At 70.1% G+C, this 15,361-nt stretch carries 15 protein-coding genes and 3 pseudogenes; 7 read left to right on the forward strand and 11 right to left on the reverse strand.

Annotated elements, in window-relative coordinates:
- The first annotated feature begins 19 nt into the window (after positions 1-19).
- From ACFYWI_RS19475 to ACFYWI_RS19485, 3 genes are all read left to right on the forward strand, one after another.
- Positions 20-778 (forward strand): metal ABC transporter ATP-binding protein, encoded by a 759-nt coding sequence (locus ACFYWI_RS19475; protein ID WP_389234107.1) that lies wholly within the window; start codon positions 20-22, stop codon positions 776-778.
- Positions 779-780: 2 nt separating this feature from the next.
- The gene (locus ACFYWI_RS19480; RefSeq protein ID WP_389233565.1) at positions 781-1,674 is read left to right on the forward strand and encodes a metal ABC transporter permease; all 894 of its coding nucleotides are present in this window, start codon (positions 781-783) and stop codon (positions 1,672-1,674) included.
- A gap of 75 nt (positions 1,675-1,749) precedes the next feature.
- Entirely contained in the window at positions 1,750-2,187 is a 438-nt protein-coding gene (locus ACFYWI_RS19485; protein ID WP_389233568.1) for a Fur family transcriptional regulator, read from the forward strand.
- A 110-nt stretch (positions 2,188-2,297) separates the two neighbouring features.
- On the opposite strand, the gene ACFYWI_RS19490 is transcribed toward ACFYWI_RS19485, so the two are convergent.
- The 4 genes and pseudogenes from ACFYWI_RS19490 to ACFYWI_RS19505 all read right to left on the reverse strand — a co-directional run.
- Positions 2,298-3,143, reverse strand: coding sequence for an isoprenyl transferase (locus ACFYWI_RS19490; protein ID WP_389233571.1), 846 nt, complete (start codon positions 3,141-3,143; stop codon positions 2,298-2,300).
- Between the two features lie 52 nt (positions 3,144-3,195).
- Positions 3,196-3,942 (reverse strand): DNA repair protein RecO, encoded by a 747-nt coding sequence (recO, locus tag ACFYWI_RS19495; RefSeq protein ID WP_389233573.1) that lies wholly within the window; start codon positions 3,940-3,942, stop codon positions 3,196-3,198.
- Positions 3,943-3,987: 45 nt separating this feature from the next.
- On the reverse strand, positions 3,988-4,248 hold the full coding sequence (locus ACFYWI_RS19500; protein ID WP_389234110.1) for a DUF1905 domain-containing protein: 261 nt from the start codon (positions 4,246-4,248) through the stop codon (positions 3,988-3,990).
- 61 nt (positions 4,249-4,309) lie between these two features.
- Positions 4,310-4,423 (reverse strand): annotated as a pseudogene (locus ACFYWI_RS19505) (IS5/IS1182 family transposase); the annotation flags it as partial.
- A gap of 17 nt (positions 4,424-4,440) precedes the next feature.
- Between ACFYWI_RS19505 and ACFYWI_RS19510 the strand changes: the two are divergent.
- Positions 4,441-4,572: pseudogene (locus ACFYWI_RS19510) on the forward strand (DUF397 domain-containing protein); the annotation flags it as partial.
- A gap of 104 nt (positions 4,573-4,676) precedes the next feature.
- Entirely contained in the window at positions 4,677-6,038 is a 1,362-nt protein-coding gene (locus ACFYWI_RS19515) for an FAD-dependent oxidoreductase (protein ID WP_389233575.1), read from the forward strand.
- A gap of 64 nt (positions 6,039-6,102) precedes the next feature.
- Here the strand turns inward: ACFYWI_RS19515 and ACFYWI_RS19520 are convergent.
- From ACFYWI_RS19520 to leuA, 3 genes and pseudogenes are all read right to left on the reverse strand, one after another.
- Positions 6,103-6,331 (reverse strand): annotated as a pseudogene (locus ACFYWI_RS19520) (response regulator transcription factor); the annotation flags it as partial.
- A 90-nt stretch (positions 6,332-6,421) separates the two neighbouring features.
- The gene (locus tag ACFYWI_RS19525) at positions 6,422-7,114 is read right to left on the reverse strand and encodes a TerB family tellurite resistance protein (protein WP_389233578.1); all 693 of its coding nucleotides are present in this window, start codon (positions 7,112-7,114) and stop codon (positions 6,422-6,424) included.
- A 253-nt stretch (positions 7,115-7,367) separates the two neighbouring features.
- Positions 7,368-9,140 (reverse strand): 2-isopropylmalate synthase, encoded by a 1,773-nt coding sequence (gene leuA / locus ACFYWI_RS19530; RefSeq protein ID WP_389233581.1) that lies wholly within the window; start codon positions 9,138-9,140, stop codon positions 7,368-7,370.
- A 296-nt stretch (positions 9,141-9,436) separates the two neighbouring features.
- Here leuA and ACFYWI_RS19535 point away from each other — a divergent pair, with 296 nt between their 5' ends.
- Together ACFYWI_RS19535 and ACFYWI_RS19540 are read left to right on the forward strand one after the other, a co-directional pair.
- Positions 9,437-10,492: a M4 family metallopeptidase gene (locus ACFYWI_RS19535; RefSeq protein WP_389233584.1), complete on the forward strand. Its 1,056-nt coding sequence runs from the start codon at positions 9,437-9,439 to the stop codon at positions 10,490-10,492.
- A gap of 83 nt (positions 10,493-10,575) precedes the next feature.
- The gene (locus ACFYWI_RS19540; RefSeq protein WP_389233587.1) at positions 10,576-10,842 is read left to right on the forward strand and encodes a protealysin inhibitor emfourin; all 267 of its coding nucleotides are present in this window, start codon (positions 10,576-10,578) and stop codon (positions 10,840-10,842) included.
- Here ACFYWI_RS19540 and ACFYWI_RS19545 read toward each other — a convergent pair.
- From ACFYWI_RS19545 to ACFYWI_RS19560, 4 genes are all read right to left on the reverse strand, one after another.
- On the reverse strand, positions 10,826-11,506 hold the full coding sequence (locus ACFYWI_RS19545; RefSeq protein WP_389233590.1) for a TetR/AcrR family transcriptional regulator: 681 nt from the start codon (positions 11,504-11,506) through the stop codon (positions 10,826-10,828). The two genes, ACFYWI_RS19540 and ACFYWI_RS19545, sit on opposite strands and share 17 nt — an antisense overlap.
- A 213-nt stretch (positions 11,507-11,719) precedes the next feature.
- Positions 11,720-12,661, reverse strand: a complete 942-nt coding sequence (era, locus tag ACFYWI_RS19550; protein ID WP_389233593.1) for a GTPase Era — start codon at positions 12,659-12,661, stop codon at positions 11,720-11,722.
- Positions 12,658-13,641: a WxL protein peptidoglycan domain-containing protein gene (locus ACFYWI_RS19555; RefSeq protein WP_389233596.1), complete on the reverse strand. Its 984-nt coding sequence runs from the start codon at positions 13,639-13,641 to the stop codon at positions 12,658-12,660. Before ACFYWI_RS19555 ends, era begins: the two co-directional genes overlap by 4 nt.
- An 85-nt stretch (positions 13,642-13,726) precedes the next feature.
- Positions 13,727-15,079: a beta-xylosidase gene (locus ACFYWI_RS19560; RefSeq protein WP_389233599.1), complete on the reverse strand. Its 1,353-nt coding sequence runs from the start codon at positions 15,077-15,079 to the stop codon at positions 13,727-13,729.
- Positions 15,080-15,361 lie beyond the last annotated feature (282 nt).

Consider the following 15,361-nt stretch of genomic DNA (forward strand, 5'->3'; position numbering starts at 1 on the left):
CACCACGGAGGCGCACACCATGGAGACGGTCATATCCGTCCGCGGAGGCCGGGCCACGCTCGGCTCGCGACCGGTGCTGCGCGGCATCGACCTCACCGTCCGGCGCGGTGAGGTCGTCGCCCTGCTCGGCGCCAACGGCTCCGGCAAGTCCACCGCCGTTCGCTCGGTGATCGGCCAGGTGCCGCTCTCCGACGGCGAGATCGACCTGTTCGGCACACCGCTGCGCCACTTCCGCCAGTGGGCGCGGGTCGGTTACGTACCCCAGCGCACGACCGCCGCGAGCGGGGTGCCCGCGACCGTACGGGAGGTCGTGTCCGCGGGCCGGCTCTCCCGCAGCCGCTTCGGGCTGCCGTCGCGCGCCGACAAGGCGGCCGTGCAGCGCGCTCTCGAGCTCGTCGGGCTCGCCGACCGGGCCAAGGACTCGGTGAGCGCGCTGTCCGGCGGCCAGCACCAGCGGGTGCTGATCGCCCGGGCACTCGCCTCCGAACCCGAACTGCTGATCATGGACGAGCCGATGGCGGGCGTCGACCTGGCGAGCCAGGAAGTACTGGCCGGGACGCTGCGCGAGCAGGTCGCCGCCGGTACGACGGTGCTGCTGGTGCTGCACGAGCTGGGCGCGCTGGAACAGCTCATCGACCGGGCCGTGGTGCTGCGCGACGGCTGTGTGGTCCACGACGGTCCGCCGCCCGAGGCGGTGGGGCAGCACGCCCTGCCCGGCCACGACCACGTACATCCGCACGCGGCCGACGAGCCGCTCCGCACGGGACTGCTGACCTGATCATGGAAATCCTGGACACCGCATTCATGCAGCGGGCGCTGCTCGCGGCCCTGCTGGTCGGTATCACCGCCCCCGCGATCGGCATCCACCTGGTGCAGCGCCGTCAGGCCCTGATGGGCGACGGAATCGGCCATGTCGCGATGACCGGCGTCGGCCTCGGCTTTCTGCTGTCCACCAACCCGATATGGACGGCGACGCTGGTCTCGGTGCTCGGCGCGGTCCTGATGGAGCTGATCCGTGCGTACGGCCGCACCCGCGGCGACATCGCGCTGGCCCTGCTGTTCTACGGCGGTATGGCGGGCGGTGTGCTGCTGATCAACATGTCGGACACCGGGTCGACGGCCAAGCTCAGCTCGTTCCTTTTCGGTTCGCTCTCCACGGTCTCCGAGGAGGACCTCACGGCCATCCTGTTGCTCGCGGCGTTCGTGGTGGCGGTGTCGCTGGGGCTGCGCAGGCAGCTGTTCGCGATCAGCCAGGACGAGGAGTTCGCGCGGGTGACCGGGCTGCCGGTGCGGACACTGAACCTGCTGATCGCCGTCACCGCCGCGGTCACGGTGAGCGTCGCGATGCGCGTCGTGGGGCTGCTGCTGGTCAGTGCCCTGATGGTGGTGCCGGTGGCCGCGGCCCAACAGATCTCGCGGTCCTTCCGGGCCACCTTCGCGCTGGCCGTCGCGATCGGCGTGGCTGTCTCATTGGCCGGAACCGCCACGTCGTACTACCGGGATGTGCCGCCGGGAGCGACGATTGTTCTGCTGGCCATCGCCGTCTTCGTCGTCCTGACCGCACTGGCCGTGCCACTTGCACGGCGGCGCGCGAGAGCGGTGGAGGCGAGCGCGGCCGAGTGCACGGCGGAGCTGCCGGGCACCCGAGGACCCAGCGACGACGTCAAGGTCTGAGCGACGGCGTCGGAGTACTGGCCGCGGGCCTGGCACAATGGCCCGACGTATGGGCGGGCGAGCGAGGAGGCACCAGTGACCACGGCGCCAACCGGCGGAAACACAGCCCCGGTGCGAGGCCGGTCGACCCGGCAGCGTGCCGCGGTGGCGGCGGCGCTCGACGAGGTGGACGAGTTCCGCAGTGCGCAGGATCTGCACGACATGCTCAAGCACCGCGGCGACTCGGTCGGCCTGACGACGGTCTACCGCACGCTCCAGTCCCTCGCCGACGCGGGCGAGGTGGACGTGCTGCGCACGAGCGAGGGCGAGTCGGTGTACCGGCGCTGCTCGACGGACGACCACCATCACCATCTGGTCTGCCGGGTCTGCGGCAAGGCCGTCGAGGTGGAGGGCCCGGCGGTGGAGCAGTGGGCGGAGACGGTGGCGGCACAGCACGGCTACGTGAATGTGGCGCACACGGTGGAGATCTTCGGCACCTGCGCGGAGTGCGCGGGCTCCTCGGCGGAGAGCTGACCGGACAAGCGCCGCATCTGTGCGTCCCCTGCCCGCTGAGCGAGCCACGCGCACCCGGCGTGCGGCGCGAAGCCGGGGGCGGGATGTTCAGCCCCCGCCCCCAGCAAGGTTCACGCGGACGTGCCCTCGGGCCGCCCCCGCATCGCCTCGAGCTCCTCGTTCGGGATCGCGCCGCCGAAGCGGCGGTCGCGCTGCGCGTACTCGAGGCAGGCGCGCCACAGGTCACGCCGGTCGAAGTCGGGCCACAGCACGTCCTGGAACACCATCTCGGCGTAACTGCTCTGCCAGATCAAGTAGTTGGAGGTGCGCTGCTCGCCACTGGGGCGCAGGAACAGGTCGACGTCCGGCATGTCCGGGTAGTACAGGTACTTCTGGAAGGTCTTCTCGTTGACCTTCGACGGGTCGAGCTTGCCGGCCGCGACGTCCCGCGCGATCGCCTGCGCCGCGTCCGCGACCTCGGCGCGCCCGCCGTAGTTGACGCAGAAGTACAGCGTCATGGCGTCGTTGTCCTTGGTCTGCTCCTGGGCGACCTGGAGCTCCTGGACGACGGACTTCCACATCTTGGGCATCCGGCCGACCCAGCGGATACGGATGCCGAGCTCGTCCATCTCGTCGCGGCGGCGGCGGATGACGTCGCGGTTGAAGTTCATCAGGAAGCGGACCTCGTCGGGCGAGCGCTTCCAGTTCTCGGTGGAGAAGGCGTACAGCGAGAGGTTCTTGACGCCCATCTCCAGGCAGCCCTTGAGCACGTCGAGGACGACGCCCTCGCCGACCTTGTGCCCCTCGGTGCGCGGCAGCCCGCGCTCCTTGGCCCAGCGGCCGTTGCCGTCCATGACGCACGCCACATGCTTGGGAACGAGCTCACTGGGGATCTTCGGCGGGCGCGCCCCGGACGGGTGCGGCTCGGGGACCTTGTACTCGCGGCGGGACCGGCCCAGGATTCCGCGTCGTGCCATGCGGCTCACATCTCCCATTTCATCTACTACTGCCTGCTGCTTCTCGACGCTGCTATTTCTCGACGTACCGGAGCGAGCGCAGTCCGCGCTCCAAATGCCAGTGCAGATACGCGGACACCAGCCCGCTGCCCTCCCGGACGTGCCGCGCCTCGCACGCGTCCGCCGTGGTCCAGTCGCCGGTCAGCAGGGCACTGAGCAGCCCGATGGCCTCCGCAGAGGGTACGACGCTGCCGGGCACCCGGCAGTCGCCGCATATGACGCCACCCGCGGCGACGGAGAAGAAGCGGTTGGGCCCGTGCAGTCCGCATCTCGCGCAGTCGTCGAAGCTGGGGGCGTAGCCGTTGACGGCGAGGGAGCGCAGCAGGAAGGCGTCGAGGACCAGATGCGGCGCGTGCTCGCCGCGCGCGAGGGTGCGCAGCGCCCCGACGAGCAGCAGGTACTGCTGGACCGCGGGCTCCCCCTCGTGATCGGTGAAGCGCTCGGCGGTCTCCAGCATCGCGGTGCCGGCGGTGTAGCGAGCGTAGTCGGCGACGATGCCGCTACCGTAAGGAGCGATGGTCTCGCTCTGGGTGCACAGGGGCAGCCCGCGCCCGACGAGTTCGCTGCCACGCGCGAAGAACTGCACGTCGACGTGAGAGAAGGGCTCGAGCCGCGCCCCGAACTTCGACTTGGTTCGCCGCACCCCGCGGGCGACGGCGCGCACGCGTCCGTGACCGCGGGTGAGCAGCGTGATGATGCGGTCCGCTTCACCTAGCTTCTGGGTGCGCAGGACGACGCCGTCATCACGGAACAGGCTCATGGGCCCATTCTCCCGTACGGACTCCGGCCGCCCACCACGGGTGGGTCAGTCCTCGATCCGTTCCTCCAGCCGCACGGTCACGGTGTCTCCGGCCTCCTTGCCGATCGCCTTGCGCACATCGGCCTTCACGGGCGTGCCGTCACCGAGAGCCATGAAGGAGCTCCGGAACGGGTGGCCGTCGATGGTGCCGCGCACCTTGACCAGCCCGCGGGTCCCGAAGAACTCGACCGACTCGGGCCACACGAGATAGGTCCAGCCGCCCTTGGCGGGGCTCTTCCGGAGCGTCGCGCTGAATTTCTTGTCCATGGAGGAGGGACCGCGGACGCCGCCGGAACTCATCGCAGGTCCACCCACCCCGTACAACGCCGCGGGCGCGGACCGTGCGATGCTCCGCATCGTCCGCCTCCTCGCCCGGCAGTAGCGGCCGTCCCGGTCGTTTGCGGTGCGGCACCACAAGACCGGTGTTGATGTAGGCGCCGTCACCGCGACGGCGGAAGCCGCGTCGAGGTGCTCGACGACGTCCCCGGCGTCGTCGCCGTAAGGGACAGCAGGATCCCCTCGGGCCGGGTCCTGGTCATCGGGGCTCCGAGCTGGGCTATCTTCATCAAGGGACTCTTTGAGCAGTCATAAGTCTCACTTATGAGGTCATAGGTACGGGCCGGGTACCAGGTAAGGCAAGCCTTTGTTTAGGGTGGCGGCTGAGACATCTGATTGCCACTCGAAGGGAACCTGTCATGCCTCGCCCCCTGCGGGTAGCCATCGTGGGAGCCGGCCCCGCCGGGATCTACGCCGCCGACGCCCTGCTCAAGTCCGAAACCGCGACCGAGCCCGGTGTGTCCATCGACCTCTTCGAGCGGCTGCCCGCGCCCTTCGGACTGATCCGGTACGGGGTCGCGCCCGACCACCCGCGGATCAAGGGCATCATCACCGCGCTGCACCAGGTGCTCGACAAGCCGCAGATACGTCTCTTCGGGAACGTCGACTACCCCAACGACATCAACCTCGACGATCTGCGCGCCTTCTACGACGCGGTGATCTTCTCCACGGGCGCGGACGCCGACCGGGCGCTCGACATACCCGGCATCGACCTCGAGGGTTCGTACGGGGCGGCGGACTTCGTGTCCTGGTACGACGGGCACCCGGATGTCGCCCGCACCTGGCCACTGGAGGCCGAGAAGGTGGCCGTCCTCGGCGTCGGCAATGTCGCCCTCGACGTGGCACGCATCCTGGCGAAGACCGCGGACGAGCTGCTGCCGACGGAGATCCCGCCGAACGTGTACGACGGGCTCAAGGCCAACAAGGCGCTCGAGGTGCATGTCTTCGGGCGGCGCGGACCGGCGCAGGCGAAGTTCAGCCCCATGGAGCTGCGGGAGCTGGACCACTCCCCCAACATCGAGGTCATCGTCGACCCCGAGGACATCGACTACGACGAGGGCTCGATCGAGACCCGCCGCTCCAACAAGCAGGCGGACATGGTCGCCAAGACGCTCGAGAACTGGGCGATCCGCGACACCGGCAACCGGCCCCACAAGCTGTTCCTGCACTTCTTCGAGTCGCCGACCGAGGTCGTCGGCGAGGACGGCCGGGTGGTGGGGCTGCGCACCGAGCGGACCAAGCTGGACGGCACCGGCAATGTGACCGGCACCGGCGAGTTCCGCACCTGGGACATCCAGTCGGTCTACCGGGCGGTCGGCTACCTCTCCGAGGAGCTGCCCAAGCTGCCCTGGGACGTGGACTCGGGCACCGTCCCGCACGAGGCCGGCCGGGTCGTCGAGGCGGGCGAGCACATGCAGTCGACGTACGTGACGGGCTGGATCAAGCGCGGCCCGGTCGGCCTCATCGGCCACACCAAGGGCGACGCCAACGAGACGGTCGCCAACCTCCTGGACGACCACACCAACGGCCGTCTGCACACGCCGGCGACGCCCGCCCCGGAGGCGGTCGTCGACTTCCTTGAGGGCAGGAACGTCCGCTACACCACGTGGCAGGGCTGGTACCGCCTGGACGAGGCGGAGAAGGCCCTGGGCGAGCCGCAGGGCCGCGAGCGCGTGAAGATCGTCGACCGCGAGGGCATGCTGCGCGCGAGCGAGGCGTAAGCATCGCACTGGTTCGTGTACGCGGATTCCGGTCTCACCGGAATCCGCGTACACGAACCGGAGTTTACGCGGCCGACTGCGCGTCGCCCGGTGTCACCAGGCCCGACTCGTAGGCCACGATGACCAGTTGGGCCCGGTCCCGGGCGCCCAGCTTGCCCATGATGCGGATGGCGTGGGTCTTTGGCCGTGAGCGGGCTCAGGCCCAGCGTCTCGGCGATCTCCGTGTTGTTCAGGCCCCGGGCCACCAGCCCCAGCACCTGGCGTTCGCGGTCGGTCAGGCCGTCCGGGCCGCCCGGGCGAGAGCGGGGTTACGGCGCTGATGGGCGTCGGCCCGTACGTACTCCCGGGGAGTACGGCGCCGGTACGCCCGGGGATGCCCCGGTCTAGAACGGCGTGCGGGCCGTCGCCAGGAGGCGGGCCGTGTCGTCCTCGCGCAGCTGCAGCGCCGCGCCCACGGTGGTGAGGACCTCGCGCTCGGCCGGGCTGTAGGGCCCGTCGGCGAGGGCGATGCGCGCTCCCTGCAGCAGGATCGACTCCCGTCCGGCGGGGGCCAGATGCGGGGCGAGCGGCTCCAGGGCCTCGTGCAGTTCGATGGCGAGCGCCGCCCCGTACGGCGCGGTGTCGGTGACGAAGCGGCCGGTGTCGGCGGCGAGCGCCTCGATCAGGGAGGTGAGCTGGTCCTCGGTGCAGTCGTCCAGGCCGGCGGCGCGCACGGTGGTGACGGCGGTCTCACGGACGCTGCGCGAGGAGGTGCCCCCGGAGGCGAGGACGGCGAGGGCGACGGTGTGCACGGCATCGCGGAGCATCGCGGAGAAGCGGCTGGTGGTGGGGTGGTCGAGCACATCGGTGCCGAAGTGGGTGTGGCAGGCGGTGCATTCGACGACCGGCCCGGCGAGGCCACGCGGCAGCAGCGGCACTCCGAGGAGGGTGAAGCGGCGGCGGCCGGTGCGGCGGCGGTAGTTGCGGTCGCCTCCGCAGTCGGAGCAGAAGAACTCGCCGTCACCGATGGTGCTCCACGACGTGTGAATGCCGCATACCCGCAGTTTTCGGCCGAATACTCTCCGGGCTGGCAGCACGTCGCACCTCCGTAACGCTGCGGCAACATTGCCGCGTTGACGTGATGTTAGCCACAGCAGCAAGGCCGCGCCACGGCCCCGGCAGGAGTACGCAAGGACATGGCCGATTCCACGCGCTCCCGCGCCGGGGAGATTCGCCCCGACGGGTTACCCGCGGTCCACCTCGTCCGTGTCACCCGTCGCAGGTCATCACGGCGACGGCCGCGGGGAGGGCCCGGTTCCGGGCCCTCCCCGCGGCCGTCGATGAACTGCGTCAGCGGGCGGCGCGGTTGACGGCCGAGACGACCGCCTTCAGAGAGGCGCGCGTGGTGTTGGCGTCGATGCCGATGCCCCACAGCACCTTGCCGTCGATCGCGCACTCGATGTACGAGGCGGCCTGCGCGGACGCGCCCTCGCTCATGGTGTGCTCCTGGTAGTCCAGCAGCCTGACGTCCACGCCCACCGCGTTCAGGGCGTCGAAGAAGGCGGAGATCGGACCGTTGCCTGTGCCGCTCAGCACGGTCTCGGCGCCGTCCACGACCGCCTCGACACTCAGGGTGTCGATGCCGTCCTTGTCGGTGGTGCTCTGGCCGGAACGCAGCTGGATGCGTCCCCAGCGGGCCGCGTCGTCGTCCAGGTTGGGCAGGTACTCGTCCTGGAAGACGGACCAGATGTCCTGCGGCGTGACCTCGCCGCCCTCGGCGTCCGTCTTCGCCTGGATGATCCTCGAGAACTCGATCTGCATGCGGCGCGGCAGGTCCAGCTTGTGGTCGTTCTTCAGGACGTAGGCGATACCGCCCTTGCCCGACTGCGAGTTGACCCGGATGACCGCCTCGTAGGAGCGGCCGACGTCCTTCGGGTCGATGGGCAGGTACGGCACGGCCCACTCGATGTCGTCGACGGTCCTGCCGGCGGCGGCCGCGTCGGCCTCCCGGGCGTCGAAGCCCTTCTTGATCGCGTCCTGGTGGGAGCCGGAGAAGGCCGTGTAGACCAGGTCGCCCGCGTAGGGGTGGCGCGGGTGGATCTCCATCTGGTTGCAGTACTCGCTGGTGCGACGGATCTCGTCGATCTGCGAGAAGTCGATCTGCGGGTCGACACCCTGTGAGAACAGGTTCATGCCCAGGGTGACCAGGTCGACGTTGCCGGTGCGCTCGCCCTGGCCGAACAGGCAGCCCTCGATACGGTCCGCGCCCGCCATGATCGCCAGCTCGGCGGCGGCGACGGCGGTGCCGCGGTCGTTGTGCGGGTGGACGGACAGGCACACGTACTCACGCCGGGACAGGTTGCGGGACATCCACTCGAACCGGTCGGCGTGCGTGGACGGGGTCGAACGCTCCACCGTGGCGGGCAGGTTCAGGATGATCTCGCGACCTTCCTCGGGCTGCCAGACGTCACAGACGGCCTCGCAGACCTCCAGCGCGAAGTCCAGCTCGGTGTCGGTGAAGATCTCCGGGCTGTACTGGTAGCCGAAGATCGTCTCCGGGCCCAGGATCTTCTCCGCGTACTCCATCACCAGACGCGTGCCGTCCACGGCGATCTGCTTGATGTCGTCCTTCGAGCCGCGGAAGACGACCCGGCGGAATGTGGGCGCCGTGGCGTTGTACAGGTGCACCGTCGCGCGCCGGGCGCCGACGACGGACTCGAGGGTCCGCTCGATCAGGTCCTCGCGCGCCTGCGTCAGTACGGAGATGGTGACATCGTCGGGGATCGCGCCCTCTTCGATGATGGAGCGCACGAAGGCGAAGTCGGTCTCGCCGGAGGACGGGAAGCCGACCTCGATCTCCTTGTAGCCCATGCGCACCAGCAGGTCGAACATCTCGCGCTTGCGGGCCGGGGACATCGGGTCGATCAGCGCCTGGTTGCCGTCCCGCAGATCGGTGGACAGCCAGCGGGGGGCCTTGGTGATCCGCTTCTCGGGCCAGGTGCGGTCGGGGATCTCGACGGCCTCGTATTGGCCGTACTTGTGGATCGGCATCCCGGACGGCTTCTGCATCTGCGTGGCATTGGTGACCGGGGTGGGACGGCCGATCCACTGGGACTGAGACATTGCGTAGGGCTCCTCGGGTGTCCTTCACGGGGAAGGCCGACTGTGTCGAAGCAACACCTGACTCCGCGGGGAGGGGGTCGGCCTACGACTACAGGCCCTCGCCGCGGCAGCTAAGGAGAAGCAGCCCGAAACGCATGATGTGCAAGAGCCTAGCCGAGCGTCGACGTGGGCGCCGGTCCTGTTTCAGTATGCGGGACGACCGAGCAGTAACAGTCAAAGGGTGAGCTATCACTCCATTTCGTTAATCATGGTCGCAACCAGTGACAGAGTAACGACTCAGTGCCACATTGCCGGACATGGATACCACCACGCCAGTCTTCTGCGGCATCGTGCCGCCGCACGTCCTCGACAAGCTCGCCCGCTCCGACGACCCGGTGATCGCCGGGCCCGCCCGGCGCACCCTCCAGGCGGACGCCGCCCAGCGCACCGGCCGCCGGCTGACCACCGTCATCGGCGCCGTCGCCACTCCGCCCGCCGCACCGGCCGAGGGACCGCTGCGCACCCTGTACGACGCGGAGAACGGCACGTCGCTGCCCGGCACCGAGGTGCGCGGCGAGGGCGACGAGCCGGTCCGGGACGCGACCGTCAACCGCGCGTACGCGGGTCTCGGCGCCACCTTCGAGCTGCTGCTGTCGGCGTACGGGCACAACTCGGTCGACGGCGGCGGTCTGCCGCTGAACGCGACCGTCCACTACGACGAGAAGTACGGCAACGCCTTCTGGAACGGCGAGCAGATGGTGTTCGGCGACGGTGACGGCGAGATCTTCCTCGACTTCACGGTCGCCGTCGACGTCATCGCTCATGAGCTCGCGCACGGACTGACCCAGTACACCGCCAATCTCAGCTACTTCGGCCAGCCCGGCGCCCTCAACGAGTCGATGTCGGACGTCATCGGCTCCCTGGTCAAGCAGTACACGCTCGGCCAGAGTGCCGACCAGGCCGACTGGCTGATCGGCGCGGGCCTGCTCGCGCCTCGCGTCTCCGGGGTCGCGCTGCGCTCCCTGAAGGAGCCGGGTTCCGCGTACGACGACGATGTGCTCGGCAAGGACCCGCAGCCCGCGACGATGAAGGACTACGTCCGCACGGGCCGCGACAACGGCGGCGTCCACATCAACTCCGGCATCCCCAACCACGCCTTCTATCTGCTCGCCACCCAGCTCGGCGGGCCTGCCTGGGAGCGGGCGGGGCAGATCTGGTTCGACGTGCTGACCGGCGGCGAGCTGGCCGTGGACGCGGACTTCGCGAGCTTCGCCCGGTTGTCGGTGGCGGCCGCGCGGGCCCGTTTCGGCGAGGGGGAGGAGCTGGAGGCGGTACTGAAGGCCTGGTCCCAGGTGGGCGTGCCGACCGGCTGAGGTCCGAGGCGAGACGGGTCCGGGCGGGTGGTCGTGGGCCGCTCCGGTGTCGCCCGGACCCGATCCGTACTAGAACGGGTCCCATGCGTATCCAGATAAGGCGTACGGGAGGATTCGCCGGGATCGAGCGCCACTCCGAGGTGGACACCTCGGGGCGGGCCGATGCGAGCGAGGTGCATGCCCTGGCCGAGCGGGCGGCGGCCGAGGGCCGGGACACCCCGCCCGTCGGGGTTCCGGACGGGTTCACCTACCAGATCACGATCGACGAGCGCACGGTGTACTGCTCCGATCCCCGACTGACCGAGGCACAGCGCCAGTTGATCTCCCTGGTGCTCAAGGAAGGTTCGTGACGGGTGCCGGTCCGAGGCCGGTGGCCACCGATGCCGTGGCGCGCCGGGGCTCGTCGCCCGCCGCCACGGCGAAGTCGCGCAGCGCCCCGGCGAGCACCTCGTCGGCCGTGTAGCCGCCCATGAGGTAGCCGGCGCGGACCAGTTGGGCGATGCCGTGCATCTGGGCGAAGAGCTGGCGCACGAGCAGGTCGGGGTCCACGCCGTCGCCGAACCGGCCCGTGCCGACACACCGGCGGATCGCGTCGCGCGGCAGGCGCAGGACGGACACGCCCATCTGGCGGTCGTCGTCGTCGAGCTCGAAGCCGGCGAGGGAGGAACCGCCGAACAGGACCGCGTAGACGTGCGGTTCGTCGCGCGCGAAGTCCTGATAGCAGCGGCAGAGCGCGGCGACGGCGGCGACCGGGTCGGTGCCCTGCCGCACGGCCAGCGCACGGGTGCGGAAGCGGCCGAACCCCTCCCTCATCACCTCGCGCACCAGATTCGGCATCGACCCGAAGTGGGTGTACACGGCCATGGTCGAGGCGCCGACCTCTTTGACCAGGCGGCGGGCGCTCAGGGCGGCAGGGCCCTGCTCGGCGAGGACTCGGGCGGCCTCGTCGAGGAGGCGACGGCGTACGGCCCCCGCCGGGGCGGAACCTGTGGAGGCGGAATCAGCGGTTGACACGACGGCAGCGTAACGCCGTTATGGCCGAATAACATCGTTGTGGCGCCCTGGGTGGAAAGCCCGAAGGGCAGCCCCGAAGCGCGGAGCTCGCACAGCGGCCTGCGCAGCTGCGTCGGGACCCGTCCTCCACGGCGGCCCGGGCACATCTCGGCCCGTGGGGGCTCACCGGCTTCGGACGCCTGTGCCGCCCCCGGCCGTCGGCCCCGCTCCGGCTCAGAAACCGAGCTTGCGCAGCTGCTTCGGATCGCGCTGCCAGTCCTTGGCGACCTTCACATGGAGGTCCAGGAACACCGGCGTACCCAGCAGCGCCTCGATGTGCTTGCGGGACTTCATGCCGACCTCCTTCAGGCGCTTGCCCTTCGGGCCGATGATGATGCCCTTCTGGCTGGGGCGCTCGATGTAGACGTTGGCGTGGATGTCCAGCAGCGGCTTGTCCGCCGGACGGTCCTCGCGCGGCAGCATCTCCTCGACGACCACCGCGATCGAGTGCGGCAGCTCGTCCCGCACCCCCTCCAGCGCGGCCTCCCGGATCAGTTCCGCGACCATGACCTGCTCGGGCTCGTCCGTGAGGTCGCCCTCCGGGTAGAGCATCGGCCCCTCGGGCAGCAGCGGGATCAGCAGATCGGCGACGAGCTGGACCTGCTTGCCCCCCACCGCCGACACCGGGACGATCTCCGCCCACTCCATGCCCAGCTCCTTGCCGAGCTGGTCGATCGCGATCAGCTGCTCGGCGAGGGTCTTGGAGTCGACCAGGTCGGTCTTGGTGACGATCGCGACCTTCGGGGTCTTCCTGATCCCGGCGAGCTCCTTGGCGATGTACCGGTCGCCGGGGCCGAGCTTCTGGTCGGCGGGCAGGCAGAAGCCGATCACGTCGACCTCCGCCCACGTGGTGCGCACCACGTCGTTGAGCCGCTCGCCGAGCAGGGTGCGCGGCTTGTGCAGCCCGGGGGTGTCCACCAGGATCAGCTGCGCCTCCGGGCGGTGCACGATGCCGCGCACGGTGTGCCGGGTGGTCTGCGGCCGGTTGGAGGTGATCGCCACCTTCTGACCGACCAGAGCGTTCGTGAGGGTGGACTTGCCCGCGTTCGGGCGGCCGACGAAGCAGGCGAAGCCGGCCCGATGGGGGGCTTCGGAAGACTGGGTAGGAACGCTCATGGCGCCCATTGTCCCTGATGCCGGACGGCCTCGGTCACGCGCGTCTGCCCGCGGCGCACTCTGGCCCACACGCCTGCCGCGACCAGACCCGCGGCGAGCACGGCCACCACGAGCCATGGCAGCGCGAAGAACGACGCGCCTGCCGATTCGCGCACGTCGCGTGCGCTCGCGGTCAGCGTGATCTCACCCCATTCGAGCCGGGGCGCGTCTGCCCACCGCTCGGTGAGCCGGATCTTCTGGCGGGGCAGCAGCTCGGAGGGGATCCCCTCCAGATTCCGGGCGAGCAGGTCACGTCCGAACAGGCCCTCGGCCTTGAGCGCCACCCTGGGGTTGAGGGTGACGTTGCCGCGGTTGTGGAGTGTGTACGAGATGAGGGCACTGCTCTCGCCGGTGCCGGGCACCAGTGGCTGTTCATGCCTGATGGAGACGTCCTCGACGGACAGGGCGGGCACGGCGGGTCCGTTCACCCGCAGATAGACCCTGGCCCCGACCGCCTGCCGCACACCGACCGCGACCGAACCGCGGGTGGGGGCCACGCGTTCGTCGAGGGCGACCAGTGCGCCGGCGTGGTCCCCGGGCTCGGCCGACCCGGGGACGGCGAGCGTGTACGGCACGGTGACCGAGCCGTGCGCGGGGACGGTCACCCGGTCGCGTTCGGGCCTGGCCCACGCTCCGACACCGCGCTGCTTCTCCTTCTCGGTGCGCACGGCGAAGCCGCCGTCCCGTTCGGTGTTGTACGCGTCGGCGGCATACAGCCGGAAGGTGAGCGGGGCGGCCGTCTTGTTGGTGACGGTGACCTGGTCGGTGAGCGTCGCGCCGGGGTCGGCGGAGAGATAGAAGTACGGGCGCGTGCCCAGGGCGGACGCGGTGGGGAACACGGACCAGCTGCCGTTGTCGGCGGCGTGCGCGGCCGGAGCCGGCCCGTACGTGTGCAGGAACGCGACCAGGACGGGCAACAGGATGGCGTACAGCTTGCGCACGGTGCGGCCCCCCAGGGATGCGAGGCGGGTCGGCCGGGTGCGCGGCCGACCCACTGTTCGAGACGTTGTGGCGCGTCGGCCTCGGTCAGGAGAGCGTGAGCGTCAGCACGCCGGAGTACGCGCCGGGCGCGGTGAACGCCGGCACATCCAGCGTCACCTTGGCGTCGACGGTGAACTCACCGCCGGTGAGCGTCCCGTTGGCGGTGGAGGCGAGGGTCGCACCCGCGCTGCCCACCGGCCCCGCGGAGCCCGCCGCGCAGGTGCTGGGGCTGCCCGGCCTGGTCGTGCAGGCCGGGGTCCAGCCGAGCTTCGCGGCGCCGATCTTCGACCCGCCGGGTCCGGTGAAGTCGGTGACCTTGCCGGTCAGCGACCAGCCCGCGGGGCCGCCACGGAAGTCCTTGACCGTCACCGTCCGCAGATCGCCGGTGGCGGAGCCGCCCGCGCCGAAGTCGACGGCCGACATCTCGACGGTGTCCCCGGCCTGGGACATGGACAGGGTGCCGGCCACGACGGAGGCGTTGAGCTTCTGGCTGTTGTCCGGCAGAGGAGTGTCGTCGATGACGGTGTACGCGGCGGGTCCCGCGCCCTTCTGGTCGTCCCAGGCGGCGCCCTCGAACGCGACGATGCCCGTGGTCGCCTTGTCGTTGACGGTGAGGGATGCGGTGAAGCCGCCGGAGGCGTTGGCCTTGACGGTCGCCCTGTCGGCGGTCTGGGCGGCGCCTGCCCGGCCGACGAGGGTGATGTCCGCGAGCGGGGTGAACTTGGCGCCGCTGACACCCACCTGGTCACCGGGCTTTCCGGAGGCGGTGGCGAGTGTGATGGAGCGCTCGTTCGCGCCCGGCTGCTCCGTCGCGGTGATCGTCTCGGAGACCGGCGCGGGCGGATCGGTGACCGTGCAGGGGGTGTCCAGCTCCATGATGTAGCTGGTGTGGATGTTGTAGTCGCCGGGTGAGAGGGTGATCGACCCCGGCTTGGTGACCGTGAACGTGCCGGTCATCGAGAACGCCGGGAAGGCGCCCTTGCCGGGTACGGGCGGATTCTTCTTCGGGCCGGTGACCGTGACGCTGCCGGGCTGGGCACCGCCGAGGGTGACCTTGCCGCTGGGCGTCATGATGTCGGCCGGCAGTGCGAGATCGACCGGGTTGCTGGCGGCCGGCTTGGTGACGGTGTAGGTGACGGTGACGGTGTCACCCACCTTGGGGGTGGCTTTGTCGACGGCGATCTGTGCGGTCGTGGTGCCGTCGATGGGCGGGATACCGGCGATGGGCGGCGGTACGCAGTGAGTCGCGAAGTCCACCGGAGCGGCGGCCGCGACGAGCGCCCGGGCAGGTGCGGCGAGCGCGGTCGCGCCCACGACCAGTGCGAGGACCCCCAGTACAGCGGTCCAACGGCGCCTGGGGCCGGTGGATCTCGGGGATCTTGGGGCGGCTGAAGGCATGACTGCCCCCTTCTGACAACCGATGAGTGCGGACGCGGCGGCTCTTCCGCGGCGGCGAGGGCCATTGACGGGCGGGGGCCGGAAGAAGTCAATGGAATCGAAACACACCGACTGATGGCCCATCAGATACTGTCAAGATCCCGGTTTCCGCAGGTCAAGGGGCGAACCGGCACCACGGGTAAGACAGCGCCGGTCCTGTAACGCCTGTTTCACCGTCCACGCGCAGATGCCTGCGCTCCTGCCACACGGATCACGTCACAGCGCGCTCCCGCCGTACGGATG

It is taken from the genome of Streptomyces sp. NPDC002889, assembly GCF_042888425.1.
Lineage (GTDB): Bacteria > Actinomycetota > Actinomycetes > Streptomycetales > Streptomycetaceae > Streptomyces.

Coding starts and splice junctions, on each gene's coding strand:
- ACFYWI_RS19475 (WP_389234107.1), top strand. CDS start 20: ATGGAGACGGTCATATCCGTCCGCGGAGGCCGGGCCACGCTCGGCTCG.
- ACFYWI_RS19480 (WP_389233565.1), top strand. CDS start 781: ATGGAAATCCTGGACACCGCATTCATGCAGCGGGCGCTGCTCGCGGCC.
- ACFYWI_RS19490 (WP_389233571.1), bottom strand. CDS start 3,143: ATGGCACGACGCGGAATCCTGGGCCGGTCCCGCCGCGAGTACAAGGTC.
- recO (WP_389233573.1), bottom strand. CDS start 3,942: ATGAGCCTGTTCCGTGATGACGGCGTCGTCCTGCGCACCCAGAAGCTA.
- ACFYWI_RS19500 (WP_389234110.1), bottom strand. CDS start 4,248: ATGGACAAGAAATTCAGCGCGACGCTCCGGAAGAGCCCCGCCAAGGGC.
- ACFYWI_RS19515 (WP_389233575.1), top strand. CDS start 4,677: ATGCCTCGCCCCCTGCGGGTAGCCATCGTGGGAGCCGGCCCCGCCGGG.
- leuA (WP_389233581.1), bottom strand. CDS start 9,140: ATGTCTCAGTCCCAGTGGATCGGCCGTCCCACCCCGGTCACCAATGCC.
- ACFYWI_RS19535 (WP_389233584.1), top strand. CDS start 9,437: ATGGATACCACCACGCCAGTCTTCTGCGGCATCGTGCCGCCGCACGTC.
- ACFYWI_RS19540 (WP_389233587.1), top strand. CDS start 10,576: ATGCGTATCCAGATAAGGCGTACGGGAGGATTCGCCGGGATCGAGCGC.
- era (WP_389233593.1), bottom strand. CDS start 12,661: ATGAGCGTTCCTACCCAGTCTTCCGAAGCCCCCCATCGGGCCGGCTTC.
- ACFYWI_RS19560 (WP_389233599.1), bottom strand. CDS start 15,079: ATGCCTTCAGCCGCCCCAAGATCCCCGAGATCCACCGGCCCCAGGCGC.